The organism is Candidatus Pseudothioglobus sp. Uisw_050_01, assembly GCF_048085775.1.
Classification (GTDB): domain Bacteria; phylum Pseudomonadota; class Gammaproteobacteria; order PS1; family Pseudothioglobaceae; genus Pseudothioglobus.
In genome coordinates this window covers 1,653,836-1,680,071 of record NZ_CP159804.1, presented here as the reverse complement: position 1 = coordinate 1,680,071, position 26,236 = coordinate 1,653,836, and the positions used below count along the sequence as shown (strand labels likewise).

The 26,236-nt window shown below is 39.6% G+C and carries 21 protein-coding genes; 14 read left to right on the top strand and 7 right to left on the bottom strand.

Going from position 1 to position 26,236, the window contains the following annotated elements:
* Nucleotides 1-2 precede the first annotated feature (2 nt).
* The 7 genes from ABXT51_RS08495 to ABXT51_RS08465 all read left to right on the top strand — a co-directional run bounded on the left by ABXT51_RS08495 (nt 3) and on the right by ABXT51_RS08465 (nt 10,164).
* The gene (locus tag ABXT51_RS08495) at nt 3-1,607 is read left to right on the top strand and encodes a GMC family oxidoreductase (RefSeq protein ID WP_416695359.1); all 1,605 of its coding nucleotides are present in this window, start codon (nt 3-5) and stop codon (nt 1,605-1,607) included.
* 431 nt (nt 1,608-2,038) lie between these two features.
* On the top strand, nt 2,039-2,599 hold the full coding sequence (locus tag ABXT51_RS08490; RefSeq protein WP_416695356.1) for a hypothetical protein: 561 nt from the start codon (nt 2,039-2,041) through the stop codon (nt 2,597-2,599).
* Nucleotides 2,600-2,634: 35 nt separating this feature from the next.
* Complete coding sequence (locus ABXT51_RS08485; protein WP_416696315.1) at nt 2,635-3,648, top strand: ester cyclase; 1,014 nt, start codon at nt 2,635-2,637, stop codon at nt 3,646-3,648.
* 115 nt (nt 3,649-3,763) lie between these two features.
* On the top strand, nt 3,764-5,284 hold the full coding sequence (locus ABXT51_RS08480) for a trimethylamine methyltransferase family protein (protein WP_416695354.1): 1,521 nt from the start codon (nt 3,764-3,766) through the stop codon (nt 5,282-5,284).
* A gap of 27 nt (nt 5,285-5,311) precedes the next feature.
* Nucleotides 5,312-7,729: a GcvT family protein gene (locus tag ABXT51_RS08475; protein WP_416695352.1), complete on the top strand. Its 2,418-nt coding sequence runs from the start codon at nt 5,312-5,314 to the stop codon at nt 7,727-7,729.
* Between the two features lie 13 nt (nt 7,730-7,742).
* Nucleotides 7,743-9,059 carry a M24 family metallopeptidase gene (locus ABXT51_RS08470; protein ID WP_416695350.1) on the top strand — a complete coding sequence of 439 codons (1,317 nt, stop codon included), beginning with the start codon at nt 7,743-7,745 and terminating at the stop codon, nt 9,057-9,059.
* A 49-nt stretch (nt 9,060-9,108) separates the two neighbouring features.
* Nucleotides 9,109-10,164: an alcohol dehydrogenase family protein gene (locus tag ABXT51_RS08465; RefSeq protein ID WP_416696314.1), complete on the top strand. Its 1,056-nt coding sequence runs from the start codon at nt 9,109-9,111 to the stop codon at nt 10,162-10,164.
* A gap of 9 nt (nt 10,165-10,173) precedes the next feature.
* On the opposite strand, the gene ABXT51_RS08460 is transcribed toward ABXT51_RS08465, so the two are convergent.
* From ABXT51_RS08460 to ABXT51_RS08435, 6 genes are read right to left on the bottom strand one after another with little or no spacing between them, the layout of a single operon-like run.
* Complete coding sequence (locus tag ABXT51_RS08460; RefSeq protein ID WP_416695348.1) at nt 10,174-11,526, bottom strand: NAD(P)/FAD-dependent oxidoreductase; 1,353 nt, start codon at nt 11,524-11,526, stop codon at nt 10,174-10,176.
* Nucleotides 11,527-11,536: 10 nt separating this feature from the next.
* Nucleotides 11,537-13,039, bottom strand: a complete 1,503-nt coding sequence (locus ABXT51_RS08455) for an aldehyde dehydrogenase (protein ID WP_416695346.1) — start codon at nt 13,037-13,039, stop codon at nt 11,537-11,539.
* Nucleotides 13,040-13,948 (bottom strand): dihydrodipicolinate synthase family protein, encoded by a 909-nt coding sequence (locus tag ABXT51_RS08450; protein ID WP_416695344.1) that lies wholly within the window; start codon nt 13,946-13,948, stop codon nt 13,040-13,042. It abuts the gene before it with no gap.
* Between the two features lie 8 nt (nt 13,949-13,956).
* Nucleotides 13,957-14,703, bottom strand: a complete 747-nt coding sequence (locus ABXT51_RS08445) for an SDR family NAD(P)-dependent oxidoreductase (RefSeq protein WP_416695342.1) — start codon at nt 14,701-14,703, stop codon at nt 13,957-13,959.
* The gene (locus ABXT51_RS08440) at nt 14,681-15,445 is read right to left on the bottom strand and encodes an SDR family NAD(P)-dependent oxidoreductase (RefSeq protein ID WP_416695340.1); all 765 of its coding nucleotides are present in this window, start codon (nt 15,443-15,445) and stop codon (nt 14,681-14,683) included. The genes ABXT51_RS08445 and ABXT51_RS08440 overlap by 23 nt, the downstream gene beginning before the upstream one ends.
* Nucleotides 15,446-15,448: 3 nt before the next feature.
* A complete protein-coding gene (locus ABXT51_RS08435; RefSeq protein ID WP_416695338.1) occupies nt 15,449-16,990 on the bottom strand; it encodes a trimethylamine methyltransferase family protein in 1,542 nt (513 codons plus the stop codon).
* 173 nt (nt 16,991-17,163) lie between these two features.
* Between ABXT51_RS08435 and ABXT51_RS08430 the strand changes: the two genes are divergently transcribed.
* The 4 genes from ABXT51_RS08430 to ABXT51_RS08415 are packed head-to-tail and all read left to right on the top strand — an operon-like array spanning nt 17,164 to nt 22,062.
* Nucleotides 17,164-18,612, top strand: coding sequence for an aldehyde dehydrogenase family protein (locus tag ABXT51_RS08430; protein WP_416695336.1), 1,449 nt, complete (start codon nt 17,164-17,166; stop codon nt 18,610-18,612).
* Complete coding sequence (locus ABXT51_RS08425) at nt 18,612-19,598, top strand: membrane dipeptidase (RefSeq protein ID WP_416695334.1); 987 nt, start codon at nt 18,612-18,614, stop codon at nt 19,596-19,598. Before ABXT51_RS08430 ends, ABXT51_RS08425 begins: the two co-directional genes overlap by 1 nt.
* Nucleotides 19,599-19,606: 8 nt before the next feature.
* A complete protein-coding gene (locus ABXT51_RS08420) occupies nt 19,607-21,349 on the top strand; it encodes a hypothetical protein (protein ID WP_416695332.1) in 1,743 nt (580 codons plus the stop codon).
* Nucleotides 21,331-22,062, top strand: a complete 732-nt coding sequence (locus ABXT51_RS08415) for a hypothetical protein (protein ID WP_416695330.1) — start codon at nt 21,331-21,333, stop codon at nt 22,060-22,062. Before ABXT51_RS08420 ends, ABXT51_RS08415 begins: the two co-directional genes overlap by 19 nt.
* Before the next feature lies 1 nt (nt 22,063).
* Here ABXT51_RS08415 and ABXT51_RS08410 read toward each other — a convergent pair whose 3' ends face one another.
* The gene (locus ABXT51_RS08410) at nt 22,064-23,443 is read right to left on the bottom strand and encodes an L-serine ammonia-lyase (protein ID WP_416695328.1); all 1,380 of its coding nucleotides are present in this window, start codon (nt 23,441-23,443) and stop codon (nt 22,064-22,066) included.
* Between the two features lie 168 nt (nt 23,444-23,611).
* Here ABXT51_RS08410 and ABXT51_RS08405 point away from each other — a divergent pair, with 168 nt between their 5' ends.
* The 3 genes from ABXT51_RS08405 to gcvH all read left to right on the top strand — a co-directional run bounded on the left by ABXT51_RS08405 (nt 23,612) and on the right by gcvH (nt 26,230).
* Nucleotides 23,612-24,550, top strand: a complete 939-nt coding sequence (locus ABXT51_RS08405) for a 2-hydroxyacid dehydrogenase (protein ID WP_416695325.1) — start codon at nt 23,612-23,614, stop codon at nt 24,548-24,550.
* 162 nt (nt 24,551-24,712) lie between these two features.
* Nucleotides 24,713-25,837 (top strand): glycine cleavage system aminomethyltransferase GcvT, encoded by a 1,125-nt coding sequence (gcvT, locus tag ABXT51_RS08400; RefSeq protein ID WP_416695322.1) that lies wholly within the window; start codon nt 24,713-24,715, stop codon nt 25,835-25,837.
* Between the two features lie 21 nt (nt 25,838-25,858).
* Complete coding sequence (gene gcvH / locus ABXT51_RS08395) at nt 25,859-26,230, top strand: glycine cleavage system protein GcvH (protein WP_416695319.1); 372 nt, start codon at nt 25,859-25,861, stop codon at nt 26,228-26,230.
* The last annotated feature ends 6 nt before the right edge of the window (nt 26,231-26,236 follow it).

Below are 26,236 nucleotides of genomic sequence, written 5' to 3'. Positions count from 1 at the left end.
CATTGTCCTCGTTTGATTATATTATTATTGGTGCAGGTTCCGCCGGATGCGTTTTAGCAAATCGATTAAGCTTAGACCCTAAAACCACCGTCTGTTTGATTGAAGGAGGCGGAAGTGATAAGAGTCCATGGGTGAAAATTCCTGCTGGTCTTTCTGTTGCATATGACCATAAGAAGCTTGACTATGCTTACAAGGGAGTCCCACAAAAAAAACTAAACAACCGTGTAATTACTGTTAATCGTGGCAGGTGCCTTGGGGGATCGAGCTCAATTAATGGCATGATCTATATTCGTGGTAATAAGAATGATTACGATAATTGGGAAACCCTAGGTTGTAAGGGCTGGTCTTATAATGATGTCTTGCCGATATTTAAAAAACTTGAGAATGATCAAACAGGGGGAAACCCTAAGTACCATTCAACAGCCGGTGAGTGGCCAGTTGTAATGCCACAAGAAGTCAATAAGACCGCAATGCGCTTTATTAATGCTGGCACCCATATAGGGCTTCCAAAGAATTCTGACTTTAATGATGAATCTCAATTAGGTCTGGGTATTTACAAGGTTAATCAGGATAAAGGGACTCGAGTTAATTCTTATAGGGCTTTTATTAAGCCTATTGTTTTTAGAGCCAATCTAACCATAATGACCCATGCCAGAGTTCAATCAATTGAGGTGGAAAGCGATATTGCTAAGTCTTTAAAGCTTAAAGTTAATGGTATTGATAAAGAATTATATTGTAATAAAGAGGTTCTACTATGTGCTGGTGCCATTGAGTCACCAAGGATACTTTTATCTTCAGGAATAGGCAATAGGGAGGAGCTTGAAAAGGCAGGAATTAATTGTCATCATAATGTTCCAGGAGTTGGTGAAAATCTTCAAGACCACTTAGATGCAATGGTCACAGTTCGCTCAAAGAAAGCAGAATCAATTGGTGTTTCATGGAGGTCTTTGTTGCCCCATATAATTACCTCTCCTTTTAACTTTCTTTTTAGAAGGATGGGATGGTGGACGAGTAATTTTGTTGAAGCTGGAGGTTTTGCAGATACAAAGCTTGGTCGGCCTGAGTATCCTGATGTCCAGTTCCACTTTACGCCTATTTACCGAAGTCACCGCGGCAGAAAGTTTGAGTTTGGGCATGGGTATTCTCTTTTTACATGTTTGTTAAGGCCACATAGTTCAGGGTCAGTAAAAATAAAGAAGGAAGGTGAGAATCATAAGATACTGATCGACCAAAACTTTTTATCTGATACCAGGGATGAGCAAAGCATTATTGAAGCGATTAAAAAAGCGAGAGAGGTTTTATCATCTAAAGAGTTTGATGAAGTTCGTGGTGAAGAAATTGCACCTGGGAAATCTATCCAATCAGATGAAGAGCTATTAGACTACATTCGTAAAACTGCAGTAACAGTCTATCACCCTGTTGGGACTTGCAAGATGGGGGTCGATGATTTAGCAGTCGTCTCCCCAAATGATTTAAAGGTAAAAAAAATGAGTAACTTACGAGTGATTGATGCTTCTATTATGCCTAGCATAGTAAGTGGTAATACCTCAGCAGCAACCATGATGATTGCAGAACGAGGCGCAAGAATGATCTTGGATAATAAATAATCATGTCAATACAGGATCGTTCACCCTATTTGAGATATGCCGAAGCTTTAAGCCATCCGGGCGACTTCTTTTCTAATGTCGCAAGTTTCTTTGACCAGGATGCTGATATTAATATAGTCCATCCTTTCAATCAATTTATAGGCATGGATACCTACCTTAATGAATTTCTACTCCCACTTCAGCATTCATTTGAAGGGCTTTATCGGCGAGATGACATCTTCATGGCTGGAGAATTTGAGGGACAAAATTGGATTAGCTCAACTGGATATTATGTCGGACAATTTGTAAATGATTGGATTGGTCTAAAAGCGACGAAAACTCTAAGTTACTTGCGCTATGGCGAATTCCATCGTATTGAGAATGATCAGGCTGTTGAAAGCTATATCTTCCTAGACATTCCAGAGCTGATGATTGCCTGTAATCAATGGCCTTTGAATTTGGGCCCAGGGTATTCGCGAGGGTACACCGGTCTGATACAGGGGCCTGCGTCACGGGATGGCGTCCTTATAAATTCTTTAGACCCTGCTGAGGGGCAGCAAAGCTATCAAATTGTGACTGATATGCTCGATAAATTAGCGACAAAGGATGAGGCCTGGCGGCCCTATTGGCATAAAAATATGATGTGGTATGGACCAGGTGCGTTCGGTTCTTTTATTGGCGTTGACGAGTTCGCTTCATTTCAGGTCCCGTTTGAATCTCAGTTTGAAGGGTGGTCAGGCGGAACAAAAAATAATGGCTTTACAAAACACTTCACAAGATTTGGCGAGGGTTATTACACCTGCTCAGGAGGCTGGCCATCCTTGACCGGTATTAACGTTAAACCATTCCTAGGGCAACGTCCAACCAACGAGCGAGTTTTAATGCGCGTCTGTGATTGGTGGCGCCGTGAAAATGAGCTTCTAGTAGAAAACTGGGTATTCGTTGATGTTCCGCATGTTTTATTGCAGTTGGGATTTGACCCACTGCCGACCTGGAATAAGAAATATGGATGACCTAAAACTTACAAATATCTCAAATAGGATGAACGATTATGAATAACTTTCAACAAGAAAAAAAGATTGTATTGGATTACTACAAGTCATTAGATTCAGCACAAGGCAATGATATTACAAAAGTTTTAAAAAACTATATTAGTGAAGATTATATTTGGCGTGGATTTCACCCCTTTAATGAATTATCAGAGGCGGAAGATGTTTCTAAGAAATTCTGGCAGCCCTTTCGTCATGCATTCCAGAATATGCAGAGACGTATGGATATTTTCATTGCAGGAAAAAATCAAATTGATGGATTTGAATCCGTCTGGGTAGTTTCTATGGGAAATCTTATGGGTCTCTTTGATAATGAGTGGCTTGGAATTGCCCCTTCAAGGAAGATGGCATTATTACGTTACTGCGAATTTAATAAAGTTGAAAATGGAAAGATAACTGAAACCGCAATGTTTTTTGACATTCCACATGTCATGCTGCAGGTTGGACTTAACCCATTTCCACCTCAAACAGGGGCTCATCTTGTTCAGCCAGGGCCAATGACTCATGAGGGCTTGTTGTTTGAAGAACAAAATATGCAAGATGGCGAAAAGACACTTGCTTCAATAAACTTTATGGTTGAAGATATTAAGGGTTGGAAACACACAGGAAAAATATCACTAGTTGATGAACTTAGAGCTAGCTGGAATGAAGATATGATTTGGTGGGGCCCTGCCGGTATTGGCTCGAGCTACACAATTGAAAGGTATGCTGAACAGCACTCTGGGCCATTTAGGGCAGGATTTAAAGATCGTATATCTAATGGCCATCTTTGTAAACTTGCAGAAGGTAATTTTGGTGGCTTTTTTGGATGGCCTAACCTTACCCTTACTCCTACCGGTGGCTTTATGGGAATGCCTGCATCAGAAAAACCAGGAGACATGAGGGTTATAGATATGTATCGCCGTGAAGGTGATAAACTCTCAGAAAACTGGATTTTCATTGATCTGTTGCATTTTTGGAAGCAACAGGGCGTTGATATTTTAGATCGAATCAAAAAAACTCCAAGAACCTAAAAAACTTCTCAGTGAGCTGAATACAGCTCACTATTTTTAATAAATATTTTTAACTTGAGTTCAATTCATTTTTGAATTAACATCAATTCTATAACGATTTAAATAGAATTGATTAATGAGACGAGGAAGAGCTAAGGTCACTAGAGAAGTTACAAACTTTACACAGGCCCCTTATCGACAAAAAAAGAATCCTTTTCAGCCGATGAGCATTTTTTCAGTGGATGAGATTGAATCAATCCATGAAGCCTCTTTAAAAGTTTTATGTGATATAGGTATGGACATCCAGTCCCCTAGAGCAGTAGAGATTTTAAAACGAGGTGGTGCCTCCGTTGACTCTGATGGAAGACGCGTTAGATTTGAACCTGGTTTTATAATGGAAAAAATAGCAACCACCCCTAGTGAGTTTACGCTTCATGGAAGAAACAAAGAAAGGCATGTGCATGTTGGTGGTCAGTCTATTATTAATACAATGGTTTCCAGTGCACCCAATGTTTCTGATCTAGATAGAGGTAGAATTCTAGGTAACTTTGAAGACTACACAAACTTAATCAAACTAGGCGAAATGCTAAATACGGTCCATGCATTTGGTGGTTACCCTGTCGAACCTTGCGATTTGGATGTAAGTGTGCGGCATTTAAAGGCAGTTTCTGCAGCTGCTCGTCTCACAACAAAACCCCTTTTTGGATACGCGATTGGCAGTGAGAGGATGCTTGATGTTATTGAAATTGTCCGAATTAGTAGAGGGATTAATAAAGAAACCCTTCTGAAGGAACCTTCAATTACTACAGTTGTAAATGCAAACTCTCCATTGGTCTATGACAAGGCCCTTTTAGAAGGTGCTATTGAAATGGCAGAGCATAATCAACCTGTTATTTATACACCATTCACTCTAGCTGGGGCAATGGCGCCGATCACTGTTGCGGGTGCCTTAGTTCAGCAAAATGCTGAAGCGCTTGCGGGACTTGCTTTTCATCAATGTGTTAAGCCAGGAGCTCCTGCAATGTATGGCAGCTTTACTTCAAATGTTGATATGAAATCAGGCTCCCCAGCTTTTGGTACGCCAGAATATACGCAAGCTACAATCGCAAGTGGACAACTAGCTAGAAAATATAAAATTCCTCTTAGAGCATCTAATGCTAATGCCTCTAATGCTCCAGATGAGCAATCAGTATATGAGTCACAAATGTCTCTATGGGCTTGCTTGCTGGGCCAAGTAAATTTTATTCTACATGGCCATGGCTGGATAGAGGGAGGACTTTGCGCATCTTATGAGAAAGTAATTTTAGACGCTGAGATGAACCAAATGATGGAGGCTTTTCTTCAACCCACAATTGTGAATAAAGATACCTTAGGGGTAGAAGCGATTGCAGAGGTCGGCCCTGCAAATCATTTTTTTGCAGCTCAACAAACTTTGGATCGATATGAGACTGAACACTACAACCCAATGCTTTCAGACTGGAGAAATTTTGAATCTTGGAGGGATGCAGGTTCAGAAACTGCAACTCAACGAGCAAATAAAATATGGAAGCAGCTCTTAGAAGAGTATGAAGAGCCAAAGTTAAAGCCAGAAGTGGAAGAAAGACTTTCAGCTTTTGTTGACAAAAGGGTTGCAGAGGGTGGAGCCGCTCCTTTATAGGGGCACTTTTTTATTAAGGGATTGGTTATGAAAGATTCTGCAAGAGTTGTTGTTATTGGGGGCGGCGTAGTAGGCTGCTCGATTCTTTTTCACCTTGCAAAAATGGGGTGGAAAGATGTTGTTCTTCTTGAAAGGGATGAATTAACATCTGGCTCAAGTTGGCATGCAGCGGGCTCATTTCATACAGTTAGTTCTGATCCGAATGTTTCCAAGTTACAAGACTATACAATTAATTTATACAAAGAAATTGAGGAGACTTCAGGCCACTCAATTAGTCTTCACAAAACAGGAGGCTTCTACTTAGCTTCAAATCAAAGCTGGTATGACTACCTCAAACGAGAGCGCTCTAAGGCTAGAACATTGGGTTTAGACCAAGAATTTGTATCGTTAGATGAGGTGGTAGATAAGCACCCATTAATTGACCCTAAACATTATGTGGCTGCACTATGGGATCCAACTGAGGGGGATGTTGACCCTTCTGGCGTTGTCTATGCTTATGCAAAATCTGCACGCGTTCATGGCGCTGAATTTTATACGCATACACCAGTTATTGAGACCAACCAAAGGGCAGATGGATCTTGGGATGTCGTGAGCGAGAAAGGGAATATCCATGCAGAGCATATTGTTAATGCTGGCGGTCTTTGGGCACGTGAACTTGGGCGGATGTCTGGAGTACATTTGCCTGTTGTTCCGATGGAGCATCACTATTTAATTACTGAAGAGATTGAAAAGATTGCTGGCTTAGCGGATGGCCAACGCTTACCTAGTTTTATTGATTTTGAAGCAAATATATACACGCGCCAAGAAAATACTGGCATGTTGCTGGGGACCTATGAGCCTCGATCTACTCCTTGGTCTCTTGACGGAACACCACAGACCTTTGGGCATGATTTATTGGAGCCAAAACTTGATAATATCGCAGATCGATTGGAGCTAGCATATGAGCGTATTCCTGCGCTAGCAACCGCTGGCATTAAAAACATTATTAATGGGCCATTTGTATTTTCTCCAGATGGCAATCCTATGATTGGGCCTGTTCCAGGTATGAAAAATTATTGGACAGCTGTAGGTGTTATGGCTGGTTTTTGTCAAGCAGGCGGAGTTGGGAAAACTCTTGCTGAGTGGATGATTGAAGGGGAACCATCAGTCGATGTTTGGGCAATGGACATTGCACGCTTTGGAAGCTTTGCGACACCTCAATGGGGCGTTACTAAATCCTCTGAAAATTATGAAAGACGATTTGTAATGACGTTTCCAAACGAAACACTACCTAAAGGAAGGCGGCAAAAAACCACATCTATTTATGATCGCTTAACTCATAAAGGCGCAGTCTGGCAAGACACTTTTGGACTCGAAAATGTTTTATGGTTTGCAAACTCGCCAGAGGATGCTTATGAAGACCCTACATTTCATCGATCAAGATCCCATGATTATGTTGCAAGTGAGGTCAATGCTGTTCGCGAATCTGTTGGTGCAATCGAAGTTGCAAACTTTGCGAATCATAAGTTTACTGGGAAAGGAGCGAAAGCTTTCTTAGAAAAAATTCTTGCTGGACATATTCCTAGTAAAGGCCGCGTTAACTTATCACCCATGCTACTAGAGAGTGGTAAGTTGAATGGTGACCTAACAGTTTCCTGTATTGATGAAGAGACCTATTATTTATTTGGCTCAAGTGCAGCACAAAATATGCACCTTCGATGGTTTGAAAAACATCTTGAGGGTATAGACGATGTCCTCTATCAAAACATGACAGATGATTTTCATGGTATTGCAATATCTGGACCAAAGTCAAGAGAATTATTGTCAAAGCTTACGAGAGAAGATGTCAGCTCTGAAGCTTTTAAGTTTCGCGATATAAGGGATACCTTTATAGCTGGCGTTCCTGCATTATGTGTCAGAATTTCATTTACAGGAGAGCTTGGTTATGAAATATATGTCTCACCACAATACCAATTAAAGCTTTTTGAGGAAATAGATAAGGCTGGAAAAGATCTTGGACTAAAGTGGTTTGGTGGACGAGCGTTAATGTCAATGAGGCTTGAGAAAAATTGGGGAGCATGGACAATGGATTTTCGCCCTGACTTTACTTTAATGGAGTCTGGAATGGATTACTTTGTTAATTGGGAGGGTGACTTTATTGGTAAAAAAGCTGCCTTAATAGAAAAAAAGAATGGTCCAATTAAAAAGCTTTCAGTCATTCAAATTGATACAGAAACTGATGTGAGTGGAGATGAAGCGGTAATGTATAACGGCAAGTGTGTCTCTTATATTACCTCAGGGGGGTACGGCCACTCGGTTAGAAAATCCCTTGCTATGACCTATCTTCCAGTTGAATTGATTGATCCTAGTATAGGCCTAGAAGTGGAGATATTAGGCGAATTTCATAAGGCTTCGGTAGAAATGAAACCACTATATGATCCTTCTGGATCCAAAATGAGACAGTAAAAAGAGGATTTTTATGAGCTTTTCAATACCTAAAAGACACCACTCAAAAATTGGCTCTCATCTAGAGGTTGCTGAAGATATTTTTAGCCTTAATAAGCACTCGCTTGGGCCAGGGGAGTTGGCAGAAAAAGAATGGCGTGCTGCTGGCTTAGAAGCTCCAGATATGACAAAAATTAGAGAGTATCGCCTAAAAAGAGTTCGTGAAAAACTTGTTGAATTTGACTGTGCTGGAATTTTACTTTATGACCCTGTCAACATTCGATACGCAACAGATAGCACTAATATGTCTTTATGGACTTCCCATAATGCAGCTAGATACTCATTAATAATGACTGAAGGGCCCGTTATTATCTTTGAGTTTGATGCCCATGAGTTTTTATCAAATCATAACCCATTAATAACTGAAGTCAGACATGCGCTGACATACCTCTACTTTACTGCGGGTAATAAAAGTAAAGAAAAAGCTAAGATTTGGGCTTCTGAAATATCTGATATTGTGAGAGAGCATGGTAAAGGCAATAGGCGGTTGGCTGTGGATCATTGTGCTCCAGAAGGAATTCATGAGCTTCAATCTCTTGGTCTAGAGCTTACTAATGGTGAGGAGGTAATGGAGTTAGCAAGGCTCATTAAATCAGATGATGAAGTTGATGCAATGAGGCGCTCTATTTTTGCTTGTGAGTGCTCTGTAGAGTTAATGCGAAATTATTTTAAACCTGGTATTTCTGAGCAGGAGCTTTGGAGTCGTTTCCAGATGGAGGCAGTCAATAGAGGGGCAGAGTGGATTGAAACCCGACTTCTTGCCTCTGGTCCTAGAGCAAATCCATGGTACCAAGAGTGTTCATCGAGACCAATCCAGGCTGGAGAATTGATGGGTTTTGATACAGATTTGGTTGGCTCATATGGCTATTGTACTGACATGTCACGAACCTGGCTTTGTGGCGACGAGAAGCCAACTAATGAGCAAAAAGAAATTTATACTTTGGGCTTTGAACAAATCCAAAAAAATATGGAGTTATTAAAGCCAGGGATAACCTTTAAAGAGTTAACTCTTAATGCTAAGGAGTATTCTAAGGATGAGTTTCGACATTATTCAGTCCTTTTTCATGGCGTAGGACTATGTGATGAATTTCCAGCAATTCCGTTCAGTTGGGAGTTAAATGAAAACAGTTTTGATGGTGTATTAAAAAAGGGTATGGTGATGTGCGTTGAAACCTATGTTGGAAGATTTAGTGGAGGCTCTGGCGTAAAACTCGAAGAACAAGTATTAATAACTGAAAATGGACATGAGTTGCTGACAAGTTACCCATTTGAATCAGATTTGTTAATATAGTTTTTAAAATATCAAATAATTCCTGATAATGATTACAATTCCAAAGACAATGAGCGCAGTTCTAACTAAAGGCCATGGTGGTTTTGAAATGCTTGAGTTTCGAAATGATATCAACGTTCCTGAGCCAAATTCCAACCAAGTGCTGGTAAAAGTTTTAGCTGCAGGAGTAAACAATACAGATATCAATACACGAACTGCCTGGTACTCTAAGTCTGTTACTGGCCAGACTGATTCAAAAGATTTTCAAGGTAATGATATTGATGGAGGCTGGGCTGGGGTCCCGCTTAATTTCCCAATTATCCAGGGCGCTGATTGTTATGGTGAGATAGTTGCTGTTGGAGTTGGAGTCAACTCAGAGCGAATTGGTGAACGTGTTCTGGTTAGAACAATGCAGCAATATGCAGTGGAATATCGACCCTACGAGTGCTGGACAATGGGCTCAGAATGTGATGGTGCTTTTGCAGAGTTTATGGTAGCTTTTAGTGAAGAGAGTTTTAAGATTGAAAGTGATTGGTCTGCTGCTGAACTTGCATCTATACCCTGTGCTTACTCAACAGCAGAAAACCTATTAGAGCGTTCAAATGTTATGGCAGGCGAAGTTGTTCTGATAACAGGCGCATCAGGTGGCGTTGGATCTGCTGCAATTCAGCTTGCAAAAAGACGAGGTGCGTCTGTAGTGGCAATAGCAAGTAAATCAAAGGCAGTCGCAGTTAAAGAGATAGGCGCTGATGAGGTCATTAATCGAGAAGATCGATTGATAAGCTCTTTAGAAAAGGAAAGTATTGATGTTGTTATCGATCTAGTTGCTGGAAGTGATTGGGCGGATCTGCTTGATGTTTTAAAGAGGGGTGGAAGGTACGCTGCAGCAGGAGCAATTGCAGGTCCAATCGTTGAACTTGATATTAGAACCCTCTACCTAAAAGACTTAACATTAATGGGATGCACTGTCCAGGACTCCCAGGTATTTAAAAATTTAATTGGCTATATAGAAAGAAATGAAATTAAGCCATTAGTATCCAGGACTTATCCCCTTAAGGATATTGTAAGTGCCCAAAAAGACTTCTTGGCTAAAAAATATGTTGGAAAATTAGTACTATTGCCTTGACGCTTAAAGCTACTTTTCTTTTCCTGACATAAACTCTTTCCAGCCCAAGTAGGCATTAACACCTGTCCACATGATAGCTTTTGGCATCAATTTTTTTGGCGCTTCTTCATCAACAAAATTAGGAACAAGACTACTAATTGCCCCACTAATTTTTTCAGCAGTAATGATGCCAATTGCTGTGCCTTTAGCTGTCCCAAGACCATTTTGACAGCATGCAGAATAAACACCCTCTTCAACTTCGCCCTGTGCAAAGACATTATTAAGGCTGAGGCAAAGTCTTCCTCCCCAGCAATATTCCATAGTGACACCATCAAGCGAAGAAAATCTAGCATTAAAGGATGATGAGTGACTTTTTGCTGCAGAGATCATAAATGAATCTGAAGCCTCCATATTTGGATTGTAAGACCAGCGATTTCGTATCAGAATGCGATCTCCACCAATACCTGAGATTCGTCTAACTGAAGACCCCATTGCATCTGCGGAGGTAAGCCCCCACTCTTTTGAACATCCTAATATATTAGATTCATTTGAGGTTAATTTTCTTGTCATAGATGAGTAAGTAAAAATAGTCATCAGTCTGTTCTCAAAGTATCCAAAACGCTCAACCATTCCATTGACTGCCAATATAATTTTTGAACTTGATATTGACCCCATTTTGGTTCTGGCCTTCCATATTTTTTCACCACCATGCATACCTTCATCAATTAAGTCAATCACTGGAGAGTTTTCATAGATTGTTACATTGGAGTGTTTAGTCACTCCATCCGCCAGCGATTGAATATAAAGCGCTGGCTGAAGCATGGCTGTACCAGGAGTCCATAGTCCGTTAATGTAATAGTCTATTCCAGTTAAATCTTTCATTTCTTGAGTATCAAGTATCTTATAACTTTCACTCGTTTTATCCAGATGTTTGGCATACTCGGTGTTGAAATTTACACCCTTTTTGGTTGCTGCTGCATTTGTTTTGCCGACAAGTTGTATTGCTTCAGAGGGCATTTCATACTCTTCTGAAGCGCTCTTAGCAAACTGAATTGCTGAGCGATTAATAAGGGTCTGTTCACGATCTTTTTCTACACTTCCAAGGTAGTCATCGGAAGCTAGGTTGTGAGGAAGATCAATCATAAAGCCTGAATTTCTTCCTGCGGGACCCTCACCAATTTCGCAGGCTTCAAGTATTGCAATTTTTGCATCCTTATTGATTTGACTTAAACGACGAGCTGCAGAGAGGCCAGCAAAACCTCCACCAATAATCAGATAGTCTATGTTGATATTGTCAATAAGCTGTTGATTAACCTTTCTTTTAGGAAGGATCTCTTTCCAGGCAGTATTACCAGGATTTTTTGGTAGTTTGATTTTGCTCATTCCTACTCTTTTAATCTACCGACTCTTCCGATGCACGATCCGAGAGGTCAATCCAAATTGTCTTTAATTCTGTATATTGATCATGAGCATGAATGGAGTTATCTCGTCCACCAAAGCCCGATTGTTTATATCCTCCAAATGGAGTACTCATATCACCCTCACCGTAACAATTAACAGTCACTGTTCCAGCCTTAATTGCCCTAGCTGCTCTGATTGCTTTTTTACCATTAGCAGTAAAGATGCTTGCAGCAAGACCATATTTGGTATTATTTGCAACGGCAATTGCTTCATCAAATGACTTGACAGTTATCACCGAGAGAATAGGGCCAAAAATCTCTTCTTGTGCTAATTTTGAATCAGGATTAACGTTATCAAAAATTGTTGGAAGCACATAATTCGGTTTTTCAGTTTCTCCACCAGTAATCATGTTGTCATTTTTTAGATAACTAGTTACTTTTTTGAAGTGCTCAGAGTCTACTAATGAACCAAGGTAATTTGATGGATCCAGAGGGTCTCCAGTTTTCCAGTCTCTAAGGTGGGCAAGCATTTTTTCTAATAAGGCATCTTTGATGTTTTCTTGCACTATGAGTCGGGAGGTTGCAGAGCAATTCTCTCCCATATTCCAAAATGCAGCATTGATAATATGTTCTGCAACTAAGTCTAAATCTTCAGCATCGTCTAGAACAATTGCTGGATTTTTACCACCGCACTCAAGAACAATTTTCTTTAAATTTGAGTCCGCTGAATAGCGTAGAAAGCGACGCCCGGTCTCAGTGGAGCCCGTAAATGAAACCATATCAACGTCAGGATGAAGACCGATTGGTTCTCCGACATCAGGACCCATTCCAGGTATGACATTTAATACGCCTCTTGGGATACCCGCGTCTATGGCTAATTCAGCCAACCTTAGGGCGGTTAGACTGGTTTGCTCAGCGGGCTTTACAATGACAGAATTTCCAGCAGCTAGTGCAGGTGCTATCTTCCAGGCCATCATTAACAGTGGGAAATTCCAAGGCAGGACGCAGCCAACAACACCAATTGGCTCTCGTAAAATAACTGCTAAAGCGTCTTCACCTGAAGGCGCAGTTTGGTCGTAAATTTTGTCAACCGCTTCAGCATGCCAAAGAAGGCAAGCAATGGTCTCTGGAAGGTCAATTGTTTCGCAATCTCGAATTGGTTTTCCGGAGTCAATACTCTCCATGACTGCGAGTTCATGAATATTTCTTTTAATGAGCTTTGATAATTTAATAAGTCCTTCTTTTCTTTCACTTGGGTGGAGTTTCGACCAATGTCCTTGATCAAAAGCTTCCCTTGCTTTAGTTACAGCGTGGTCAACATCTTCTGAGTTGCATGCAGCAATATTAGCGATAACTTTTCCAGTAGCTGGATTGATTGTTTCAAAAATGTTTCCTGATTTAGACGACTTAAATTGCCCATTGATGAACGCATTTGTCGGGAAATCAAGTGACTTTTCAATAGCTTTGTATTCTTTGTGGGTTAGTAGGCCTGACATTTAGCTATCCTCCTGTGTAATTAAATTAATAGTATGATTCATAACTCTGATAACCTGTTCAAGTTGACGCTTATCATCTTTATTAAGTGGTTGTAATGGTTTTCTTGGAGGTCCAACTGGAAGTCCTCTCATGGTTGCACCATGCTTTATACATTGGATAAATTTACCACCTTGCTCTAGCACTCTCATTAGAGGCAACATTGTAGACATGATTTGCCTACCTTTATCAAAGTCACCTTCAACTCTGCAGGCTTTATAAAGGGCAACATGAGCTTCGGGCGCAAAGTTGGATCCAGCACATACCCATCCACTCGCGCCCCAAGCAAAAAATTCTAATGCTTGATCATCCATTCCACAGCAAAGCTGGATATGGGGGTAATCTCTTGCTAACAAGTGAAGGCGATTAATGTCACCACTACTTTCTTTGATCGCACAAAAATTTGATGATCTTCCAACTCGATCAAGATACTCTTCTCCCATCATCGACCCCATTCGTCCTGGATAGTTATAGAGCATAATCGGTAGGTTTGCAGCCCGATCAATTGCAAGAGCATGAAGTGCATTCTCTCTTTCAGTTGGCAGTGCATAGGGGGGTGTTGCAACCAAAATTCCGTCTGCCCCAATTTTGGCAGCCTCTTCTGCATAAAAAACAGAGTCTTCAGTGCGAATCGCACCAGTTCCAACTATATATGGAAGTCGACCATTAATGATATCTTTGCAAACCTTCATTACCTCTAGTCGCTCGTCGACATCTTGAGCATAGTACTCACCAGTTGTTCCTGCAATAACTAGCCCATGAACTCCGCTCGCAATGAGGTCTTCAATAATAGCCTCAATAGCATCAAAATTTATTGAACCCTTGTCATCATAGGGCGTAATTATGGGTGTGTATATTCCTTCAAACTTCATATTTTCTCCTAAGGGCTGGGGAGGCTAATTTTTGCCATCCTTCCACCATCAATAGTATATACCTGTCCAGTAACAAAACTTGATTCTGAAGATGCAAGCCACAAAACTAGGGAGGCAACTTCTTTAGTTTTACCGGTTCTATTGAGTGGGTGGATACTACCAATGTTTCGTCTAAAGTGTTCTGAGTCTGGCATTGTATTTATAAAATCCTCATTGAGTTCAGTGTCTATCCAGCCTGGTGCAACTGCATTACAACGAACCCCATCTTTTCCATGGTCAACCGCAATAGCTCTGGTAAGTCCATGAAGACCAGCTTTACTTGCAGAGTATGCTGCATGTTTTGGGTTAGCTCCAATTCCTTCAATAGAGCCTATATTTACAATGCATCCTTTAGAGGTAATAAGAAAAGGCATAGCAAACTTACTTAATAGAAATGGCGCCGTCAGGTTTACCGCTAGCGTTTGATTCCAGTCCTCTATACTTGTATCTTGAATGGACGATTCCATCATCATTCCAGCATTGTTGATTAAGACATCAATACAACCATACTTTTTAATAATTTTCTTAATACTGTAAGAGCATTCTTGCTCTTTACTTAAATCACACTCAATAGATTCAAATAACTCCGATTTTCCTCTTTGAATAGTACAAATTTTTGCACCTTCTTCTTGAAAGCGCTCCGCACATGCCAAGCCAATGCCTCTAGTAGCACCTGTGATAACAATAATTTTATTAGAAAACCGCTTTTCCACCATTTATCTCCACTAAAGATCCACAGACATAGCGCGCTTCATCTGAGGTTAAAAATGCAACAACATCAGCAATTTCCTCTGGCTCTGCTATGTGTCCAATTGGTACTGATTTATTTAATTCATTTATCGCATCATCAGGGTTTAGTCCTCTTATTTCAAAACCAGTTCTGAGCATTGGGGTATTTACTTCATTGGGGCAAACTGCATTAATGCGAATATTTTGATGAGCATGATCTCTTCCTAGGCACTTGGTCATTGCTGCTAAGGCAGCTTTCGTTGTACAGTACACTAGATGATTTGGTCCTGGATTTACTCCCCAACAGGAGGATACATTCACAATAGAGCCTCCTCCTGCTTTTGTCATTAGAGGTATTACGGCTCTGATTAAGCGAAAAGGTGCCTCAACATTAATCTTCATCGATAATTCGAAATCTTCATCAGTTGCCTGGGTAATATTTCCTCGACGCATTAGACCAGCATTGTTGATAAGGATATTAATAGCACCAAGTTTGTTTTGAACTTCCTTTGTTAGATTGTCGCAGTAGTTTTTATCTAACAGATCACCAGGAAATGCCACCGCTTTTCCACCTATTTTTTTTATTTCATCAGCAAGAAAGTGAGCTTGATCCTGGGATTTTTCAGCGATTGCTATTGTGTGGCCTTGACTTGCATATTTATTGACAAGCGCTTTTCCAATTCCTCCACAGGCACCTGTTATAAGAACAACTCTCGATTTATTATTCATAGCCTAATACTCTTGATTTAGAGCTTCCATTGTTGGAATAATTTGCTCTCTTCTGGCAATAAAATCAAGCAGCTCTTCGTCCTTACCTTCATCTAGTTTTGGTTCTTGGTAATCAGCCAGTAGTTTTTTTGCCCCCTCAATTCCCCTTTGAATGGTGTCCTTACTCCCATCAGCTTGCCACTGTTCAATGGAGTTATTGTCAAATAATTTAGGCATAAAAAATGCTCGCTGAAAATTATCCATAGTATGCTGGTGTCCGAGATAGTGACCCCCAGGACCAACATCTCTGATTGCTGCTAAGCCCTCCTCAAAATCATCCCAGCGAATACCTTCTGCCATCCTATAGCCCATTTCGCATTGCTCAGCATCGACTACAAATTTTGCCATTGAGCAGTGCATTCCAGCTTCATTCCACCCCGCAGAGTGCCAAATATAGTTTGCTCCAGATAAAAGAACGGCCATCATGGTAGATGCGCTCTCATAGCCTGATTGGGCATCAAAAACTTTAGATCCACCAAGTGTATTAGAGCTTCTCCATGGAACCTTATAGTGCCTAGCCATTTGGCCAATCATAAAATTCATAAGTGAAATTTCTGGAGTTCCCGCCATTGGAGCGCCAGATTGCATGGAGACGGTAGCTAAGTAGTGACCGTAGATAGCTGGCGATCCTTTCCTTATGACTTGTGTGTATGCTAGCGCAGAGAGGGCTTCAGCATTTACCTGAGCAACAGTTGGTGCGACACTCGCTGGTGTGTTTGCGCCTCCAAGTACAAAAGGAGAACAGAGTACGGGCTGATTATGTGCAGAAAATACCCTTAATGCTGAGAGCATGGTTTGATCCCAAACAAGTGGAGAGTTTCCATTAATATTCCCAGTAACTACTTGATGAGTATCCATGTATTTCTCTCCAAATAGAATCTTGCACATCTCAATTACATCTTCCGCATTCTTCCCACTACTTGTCATGCCCATAAAAGTTTTATCTGAGTGCTTCATAGAAGAATAAGTAATTCTTAGGTGACGATGCGAGATTGGATGGTCCATTGGTTCAACGATATGGTGAGCGCTTGAATGAATGGCAGGAAGCATATGAGATAGTTTGTGAAAGTTAGCCAGATCTTCAAGTTTTGGCCAGCGCCTTTTGTTTTCAAGATCACATATAAAAGGGGCACCAGTCATTGGAACAAAAATAGAGTTATTGCCACCAATTTCTAGCGATTTTTCTGGGTCACGGGCATTCATAGTGATGCTTTCTGGGATGCTTGAGATTAGTTCACGAATAAGGCCTCTATCAAAACGAACGCGCTCACCTTTGATGTCAGCGCCAGCCTTCTTCCAATCTTCGAGGGCAATTGGGTCATGAAACTCAACGCCTACATCTTCAAGAATTGATAAAGATGCGTCATCCATTTTTAAAATCTGCTCTTCACTCATTGGCTCTGTAAGTGGGATTTTGCGCTTCAAAGTAGGGAGCATTTCAATCTTGACTTTTAGTCGATCTGTTCTTCTTGCATCCCTACCAAGTCTTTCAGAAGAGTTAGCCATAATAGTTTGATTACAATATATTTAATATATGTATCGTAGATTAAATATTTGTTAAATGCAACATTAATTTTTCATACAAACATGAAAAATACTATATTTACTTATTGCCTTATATTCTTGATAAATCAGCAATAAAGAGTAAAATTTAATATTTTAAAATTAAATAAAAAATAATGTCAAATCTGTCTAATAACTTTATAGCTGGCGACTGGGTCAAGGGTTCTAGTTTGATATCTAACATAAATCCTTCCGACACTAACGATGTCATTGGTGAGTATGCGCAAGCAAATAATGCTCAGCTAGAGGACGCCCTTAACTCTTCTCAAATTGCGCAAAAGCAATGGGCTGCTAATGGTTTGGAGCAGCGACAAGCTGTGTTGATGAAGATTGGTGAGGAGATGATGGCTCGAAGTGCTGAGTTAGGAGAGCTACTTTCTCGTGAAGAAGGCAAACCGGTAGCTGAAGGCAAAGGGGAAATTTATAGAGCTGGTCAATTTTTTACTTACTATGCTGCTGAAGTGCTTCGTCAAAGTGGGGATACTGCAGATTCAGTTAGGCTAAACATTGAAATTGATGTTCGACGAGAAGCTATGGGGACTGTTGCAATTATTTCTCCTTGGAATTTCCCAACTGCGACTGCAAGCTGGAAAATTGCCCCTGCATTAGCATTCGGTAATGCAGTTATTTGGAAGCCTGCTAACCTAACTCCAGCGAGCGCCGTTGCATTAACAGAAATCATTGCAAAGCAAGATATTCCAAAAGGATTGTTTAATTTAGTTATGGGGTCTGGATCATCTATCGGTCAGGCTTTAGCTGAAAGCCCAAAAGTCCATGCTATTAGTTTTACTGGGTCCTATGATGTTGGCCTTCAAATAGCTGGCGCGGCGGCAAAAAACTTAACGAAGTTTCAATTAGAACTTGGCTCTAAAAATCCATTAGTAGTAATGGACGATGCAGATATTGATGTTGCTGTTGCTGCGGCTACTAGCGGTGCTTTTGGAAGTACAGGTCAAAAGTGTACTGCCTCATCTAGGCTAGTGGTTCATGCATCAATTCATGATGAGTTTGTTGATCGAATGAGTCAATCTACTTCAGCTCTTAAGGTTGGACATGCGCTCCACGAAGGGACTCAAATTGGCCCAGTAGCAAGTCAACAGCAACTTGACTCAAATCTTAAATACATGTCTTTAGCTAAACAAGAGGGCTGTGAAATAGTATGTGGCGGTGAAAAACTGGAGCTCGATAATCCTGGCTTTTATATGCAGCCTGCCTTATTAGTTGGCGGTAATAACGCTATGCGAGTGAACCGAGAAGAATTATTTGCGCCTATGGCTTGCGTTATTAAGGTTGCGGATTATGACGAAGCTCTATCAGTTGCCAACGACACAGATTTTGGTCTTGTTTCAGGCATTATTACTCAGTCACTATCACGAGCAAGTCATTTTCGAAGAAACGCAGAGAGTGGATGCGTAATGGTGAATTTACCAACGGCTGGTACTGATTATCATGTTCCTTTTGGTGGTAGAAAAAACTCAAGTTTTGGTCCTAGAGAGCAAGGATCATATGCAAAAGAGCTATATACTCAAGTTAAAACTTCATATATTTCTAGCGGAAACCCATAATGGCTCATCCATCACTTTTTATTGACGCACTTCAGTATAACAATTGGAGTGAAGAGGTCTTCAAACAAATTAATGATGGCGGTCTTAGTGCGCTCCACGTTACAATTTGTTACCATGAAGACTTTCAAGAGATGGTGAAAAATGTTATTGATTGGAATCGCCGTTTTGAAAGTTTTTCAGATTTAATTTTTCATGGTAAGTCTGCAAGTGATGTTCTTAAAGCTCAAAATGAGGGACGAACTGCAATATTTTTTGGGTTTCAGAACTGTTCACCAATTGAAGACGATATTGGATTGGTCGAAATATGCCATCAATTGGGTGTTAGATTTATGCAGCTCACATATAACAATCAGAGTTTATTGGGCACAGGTTGTTATGAAGAAAATGACCCAGGTATAACCCGAATGGGTAAGCAAGTAATTAAAGAAATGAATAGAGTTGGCTTGGTGGTTGATATGAGCCATTCTTCAGAGATTTCTACGCTTGAGGCGATTGAAATCTCTGAGCGCCCTATTGCAATTACCCACGCTAATCCAACTTTTTGGCATCCTGCATTAAGAAATAAGCCTAATAAAGTTCTTAAGGCTTTAGGTGAAAGTGGCAGTATGCTTGGCTTTTCAGTCTATGCGCACCATCTTAAAGATGGTACTAACTGTTCACTAGAGAGTTTTTGTAATATGGTTGCCGACACTGCCGAAATTATGGGTGTTAATAATATTGGTATTGGAACTGATTTATGCCAAAATCAACCTGACAGTGTTGTTGAATGGATGAGAAATGGAACCTGGACAAATGAGCGTGACTTTGGAGAGGGCTCTGCAAGTTTTGCAGGTTTCCCTGATCAGCCAAAGTGGTTTCGTGATAACCGTGACTTTTTAAATATTGCAACTGGCCTAAAAAGTGCTGGTTTTAATAGCAATGATATTGATTCAATCATGGGTAAGAACTGGCTAAACTTTTTTGAAGCATCATTTGAACCTTTATAATTGGAATTATGACTACAGAAACTGCAATTATTGATATTGAATCTGATTTTATGAGATCACCTGAAAAGGTTATGCGTCTTGAGAGAATGGGTTCTTCATTCCCTACTCGTTTAAGTTTTATGCGAACTCTTATAAGACGAATGGCTCGTGAGAATTGGAAATTTGAGAGAACTCGTCGAGAAGTTGATAAGGATGGTTATGGTTTAAGTATTTATGCTGTGACGACTCCACATAGGACATATTCATTGGTTGCCTTTACTCAAAAAATACCAGATGAAATGAGAACTGATAGAGTTATTGCAGAAGTATGGGATGCAACTTTTAATCTTTTTGACGGTGTACCTACTCAAGAAGATATTGACTATTTAGCAAATAATACCCCCAAGCAGGAAGGAGGTCGATATAGACCAAGTGAGCTTGCTTTAGCAAGAGCAAACAAAAGTTTAAGAGTATTTAAAAATGCAGTTGACTCTCTATCAAAAGGTCACCAACCAGATATCGATTTATTAACTTCTGTAGGTTATTTAATGAGAACTTCTGCGGTTTATGGAAGTGGAAAGTTTGGCTGTGCCGATAGAGCTAAGATTGCTGATCGAGAGGAGTGTAAAGCGCCATTTCAAATGGAGTTGTTAACTGTTTATTTAATTCGCTGGTTTACGATTGATTCAGTTGAAGAGCTTGCAAAAGAAAGAGGCGGTAAAAAAGCAGTTAAACTTGATAAAACTACACGACAATTTATTGGTGTGGGAAATGCAACAGGCTTGGGTATGGCTCCATTTTTACTTAAACACCCAGCATTAATTCATAATTGGGTTGTTGCAAAAGAAACCGCATTAGCAAGAGTAAGATCAATTGAAACTCCAATTGAAGGTACTCTTAAAGTTTTCTTAAAGTCACTGCTTCAGGTTAGTCAGCATGTTGATGAATGGAATGTTGAGGATACTGTCCAGGCTGATAGAATTTCGTGCTTAACTGACGAAATACAATCGCTCAGGATTTGGTGTGAAGATGAGTTTAATATATCTAGACCCTATCCTTGGAATGGAATTTATCAGTTTGTAGAGGATAATTTTTCATTAGAATGTCAAGAGATGGTCGTTTCTTTAATTATTGAGCCTCATGGTTCACTAGTAGATGATCTCGCAGAGACAATGTCAACTAATTTAATTCCAAAATTTAATGCAGATATGTCATTAGCCCAATTAAAAGAAGTTGTTGAAGATTCTTATCAATGGGCTACTAGTATTGATTTTTCTTTAAAAGAATCACAGCACCATTTTTGGTACTATTCTGAAGATAAGTTGGAGCCTAGGTTTGGCTCTAAAGGAATCGATGATGGCGTTGAGCAAGAGATGCCACTGGCCATTGGTAGAGATGTAGGTCAGCTCAATAAAGTATTGTTATCCACTTCTAATGATATTTCAATCAGTGAGTTTGTAATGATGTACCCAGAATTTAGACATATCATTCGTCGAATTCAAAATACTTTTGTAAGGCCTTATTCTGAAGTTCAGGATAATTTATTAAGTGAATCCATGAGGCCACTAGATTTATTACGTTTTAAGTTAGCCTTTTTTGGGGCTTCAAAGTTTGATCCAAAGTCCGACTTATGGACTCGGATATCAATGTATCAAGGTGCTCCAATGCCTGATCAACTGTCAGAGCCAAACCATGATTGCTGGTCATTTCCAATTGCGGGAAGACCCCAGTCATTTCCGTGTATAAATTGTACATGTCAGAAAGTTATTTAACAATTTCATTAAATGAAGTTCTTTTTTATTTCACTAGAGCAGCCTTTGGTGTAGAAGCTCCTATTGGTCTTTCAGAAGACTTTGCAAGAGCCAATATGTGGATTTCAGAAAATGGTTTTGACCCTTCGCTATGTAGCTTAAAAGCGCTTGATAATCTAGATAGTCAAGCAAGTAGTCTATCGATTAAATTTGAAAAAACAAAAGCAGGGGGGCATTTATTTTGTCCAGAAGAGAAGCTCTTATCTTCTTTAGAGGCATCTTCAAGCAGTGTTGATTGGGTTGAGATTAATAGTAGAGTCAGTGAATTAAAAATTAGTAATGTTGATTCTCCATTTTTAGTTGTTTCTGCTCTTGGTGCTAATAAATGTAATGGGCTAAAAGTAGTTTGGACTGATCAAGATAAAAATCAATTTCAAGTTAACTTAACTGATAATGAAGAGTGGGAGGTTTTAAGCGCATCATCTAATCCTATAGAATTAAGTAGCAATGCTGATGTGTTAATTTCACCTCTAGAAATGAGTGATAAATCCTATAAAGGTAAGAGTGTTAAAAAATTTAAGTTAGCTGAAGAGAAATTAAGAGTACTTCATTATGGCGTTAAAGTAGAGGAGAATTGGCAGGCAATTTATAGTTACTTTTCACGCTGCTTGGTTAAATCAAGTGCTGAGTCTAGAGCTTCAGGTGCAGGCGCAGGGCTAGTTGATACAGACTAATCTAGCATTCAATAAAGCTTACGGCCAAGCCGCCTAATGACGTCTCTTTATATTTTGTAGACATATCAAGGCCAGTTCTTTTCATAGCAGCAATACACTGATCTAGCGAAATTAAATGTTCACCACTTTCTCTAAGCGAAAGTGAGCTTGCAGTATACGCCTTAACTGCGCCAAATCCATTTCTTTCAATACAAGGAACTTGAACAAGACCCTTGACTGGGTCGCACGTCATTCCAATATGGTGTTCTAGCGCCATTTCTGCAGCATTTTCAATTTGCGCTGTTGTGCCACCTCTAACAGTGCATAAAGCCGCAGCAGCCATTGAGGATGCTGAACCTACCTCCCCTTGACAGCCAACCTCAGCTCCTGATATAGAGCTGTTATGTTTTATTAGCCCACCAATCGCAGATGCTGTTAATAAGAATTGACGAATTTGTTCTTGAGTTGCCGACTTATGTTTATAGAAATAGTAAAGAGTTGCTGGAACGACACCTGCTGCTCCATTAGTGGGCGCAGTCACTACCATGTGACCAGCAGCATTTTCTTCATTTACTGCCATAGCATATGCACAAAGCCAGTCACTAGAATTTGTATTTTCTGGATCACTCTCCAGACTTTCATGCAATTTTTTTGCGCGCCTCTTGGTATTTAAACCACCCGGCAATATACCTTCAGTTGCAAGACCACTCTCAACACAAGTTTTCATTGCGTCCCAGATAGTATCAAGCTCCTTATTCAGAATTTTTTCAGGAATATTTTCTATTTCATTGGCGAGCTTCATTTCCCAAATAGTCTTATCATGCTTTTTAGACATTTCCAGCATTTGATCTGAATTATCAAACGGGAATGGATAGGCTGAGCTTGGCTCCGCTGCAATGGGCGCTTCAACATTATCTATTTCTGCTAATGTAGATATAAAACCACCACCGATAGAGAAATAAGTATGTGATATTAGAATTGAATCTGTCTTGTCAAGAAGCTCAAAAACCATACCGTTAGGGTTTTGCTTTAATGAGTTCCTAGTATCAAAAATGATATCATCTTCCGAAAAGAATGCAACTTTCTGAGTGTTGTTGATAACTATATTTTTTGAGTTCCAAGTTCTCTCAATGACTTCATCCATATTCTCTTTAATGATGGTATTTGGAAGATATCCATTAAGTCCAAGAGTGACAGCTTTATCTGTTGCATGGCCAACTCCTGTGTAAGCTAAAGAATTCTTTAGAGTACATCTAATATGATGCATTTCACTAGCAGGATTTGAATCTAAAAATTTTTTGACATGCGTCATAAAATCATTGGCAGCAACCATGGGCCCCATTGTGTGGGAACTTGAAGGCCCAACACCAACTTTAAATAAGTCTAAAACACTGATAAACATAAAAAAATTAGATAAAATTTATTACTAACATTCTACATTAATATTTGATTTTAGCTATTAAAAAAATTCATGATACCGTGAATTTCTTAATAACTATTTTTAAGAGTACTGTCTTAATAAGTAAATTAAAATATCAACATTAATTAGAAAATAACTATGGGTTAAATTATGTCAATAGTATTAGCGTCTACAGACTTCTGGGAGGATATGGAGGTTTGGTCAAATGGCCTGCAAAAGGCTGTGCCAGAGATGGATATAAAAGTTTATCCGGATGATGGCGATGTTAATGAGGTTGAATTTGCTGTTGTCTGGAAGCATCCTCGAGGTATATTAAAAAATTATCCCAATTTAAAGGCAATTCTATCCTTGGGGGCTGGAGTAGACCATATTATTAGTGATGCTGAGCTGCCTGAAGGGATTCCTATAGTTCGCCTAGTTGATAAAAAATTAACTCATGAAATGTGCCTCCATGCACTTCACTGGGTTTTGCATTTTCATAGCGACCAGTATCTTTATAGATCTCAACAACTTAAACGCCAGTGGATTCAGCAAAGCTCTATTCAGACAGAGGACCGAACAATTGGCATTATGGGCCTAGGCAATATTGGCATAAGTATTGGTGAATTATTAGTTACTCAAAGTTTTAATGTCATTGGCTGGGGTGCTAATCAAAAATCTTCACTGACAGATATTAAATATTATTATGGTCAGGATCAGCTTTCTGATTTTTTAGGCAGGACGAACATTCTAATTAATGTCCTTCCCTTAACATCGGATACTACCAACATTATTACAAAAAAAGAGCTTAGCCTTCTTCCAAAAAATTCATTTATTATAAATATTGGTAGAGGTGGAATAATTAATGAAAATGATTTATTGACTCTTCTTAGTGACGGACATATTAAAGCAGCTGCTTTGGATGTATTTACTCAAGAACCGTTGCCAGAAAATAATTCACTTTGGGACCATCCCTCAGTTTATATAACGCCACACATTGCAGGCCAAAGTAATCCAAACTCAGCAGGACAAACTATTTCTGAAAACATCCATCGAATTCAAAAAGGAGAATTGCCTTATCCTATATATAGTAAGACTAATGGGTATTAATTCTGATATAAAACTTTGTGATTAACTAAAGGAAGACTGGGTGAGTCTTGTAACCATTATGTTGATATTCACATAATTACGCTATTTATATCAATTCAAGACGAATTGAATTCAACTAAATAAACTATTCTTATATAATATGGCTTTTTGAGACAAATTTTAATGTCTAAAGATACGCTAATTCGAACTACTCCTTTGCACCAAATGCACTTAGATGCTGGAGCAAAGATGGTACCATTTGCTGGGTATGATATGCCTGTAAGTTATCCTCTTGGGATAAAAAAGGAACACAACCACACACGTGAAAAAGCAGGACTTTTTGATGTCTCTCATATGGGACAAATAAGGTTGAGTGGTGAAAATGCAAAAAAAGCACTTGAGTCTATAGTTCCAGTTGATATTATTGATTTACCCTTAATGAAATTGCGCTATGCTTTATTTACAAATAAATCTGGCGGTGTAATGGATGACTTGATGGTTACCAATCTGGGCGATGAAGATTTGTTTTTAGTGGTTAATGCCGGCTGTAAAAATGCTGATTTTGCTCATTTGCAAAGGACAATTGGTGATGACTGTAAAGTAGAGTTTCTTGAAGATGCTGCACTTTTAGCATTACAAGGCCCTTCAGCCCACAAAGTTTTATCTGAGATTGCACCTTCTATTAGTGAAATGATTTTTATGACCGCTAAACAAGTAGTTATAAATGGAATTGAATGCTTGATAACAAGGTCTGGGTATACAGGAGAAGATGGTTTTGAAATTTCATTAGCAGCCAAAGATTCTGAGGAATTAGCAAAACTTTTACTTTCTAACATAGAAGTTGAATGGGTTGGCTTAGGTGCAAGAGACTCTCTTCGTTTAGAAGCTGGATTATCTCTTTATGGACATGAGCTTGATATTCATCATAGTCCTGTTGAGTCTTCATTGGGCTGGGCCTTATCCAAGGTAAGAAGAACTGGTGGAGAAAGAGAAGGTAATTATTTAGGCTTCGAAACTATTATGAGGCACCTGAATGAGGGCTCTGAATTAAAGGTTGTTGGCCTTCAACCAGAAGGAAAAATGCCTGTTCGAGATGGAGCCATGATTGAAGATGAGTTGGGTAATAATGTGGGAAAGGTAACAAGCGGTGGCTTTGGCCCTAGCATAAATAGGCCAATAGCTATAGCAAGGTTAAAAAAGAGTTATATAGAAAAAAATTCCAAGCTTTTTGCATTAGTTAGGGATAAAAAAATTGCAGTTGAGGTTGTAAGTCTGCCATTTGTTAAACAGAACTATTACAGAGGTTAAATATTAATATGAGGAGCAGTAATGAGTATTAAATTTTCAGAAGATCATGAATGGATTCAATCGCAAGGAGATGATCTAGTAGTTATTGGGATAACAGATTTTGCCCAAGAGCAATTAGGGGATCTTGTTTATGTTGAGTTACCAGAAGTTGGGGATGAGTGTAGCCGCGGAGAGAATATTTCCGTAATTGAGTCAGTTAAAGCTGCTTCAGATCTTGTTGCACCAGTTTCTGGAACTATTGTTGAAGTTAACAGTCGTTTAGAAGATGAGCCAGAACTTGTCACTGAAGATTCTATGGGCGAAGGTTGGTTTATCAAGGTGAAATTATCAAGTCCTGAAGAATTAGAAGAGTTAATGGATGAGGTCGCGTACAACAGTTTTATTGAAGAATAAGGAAAG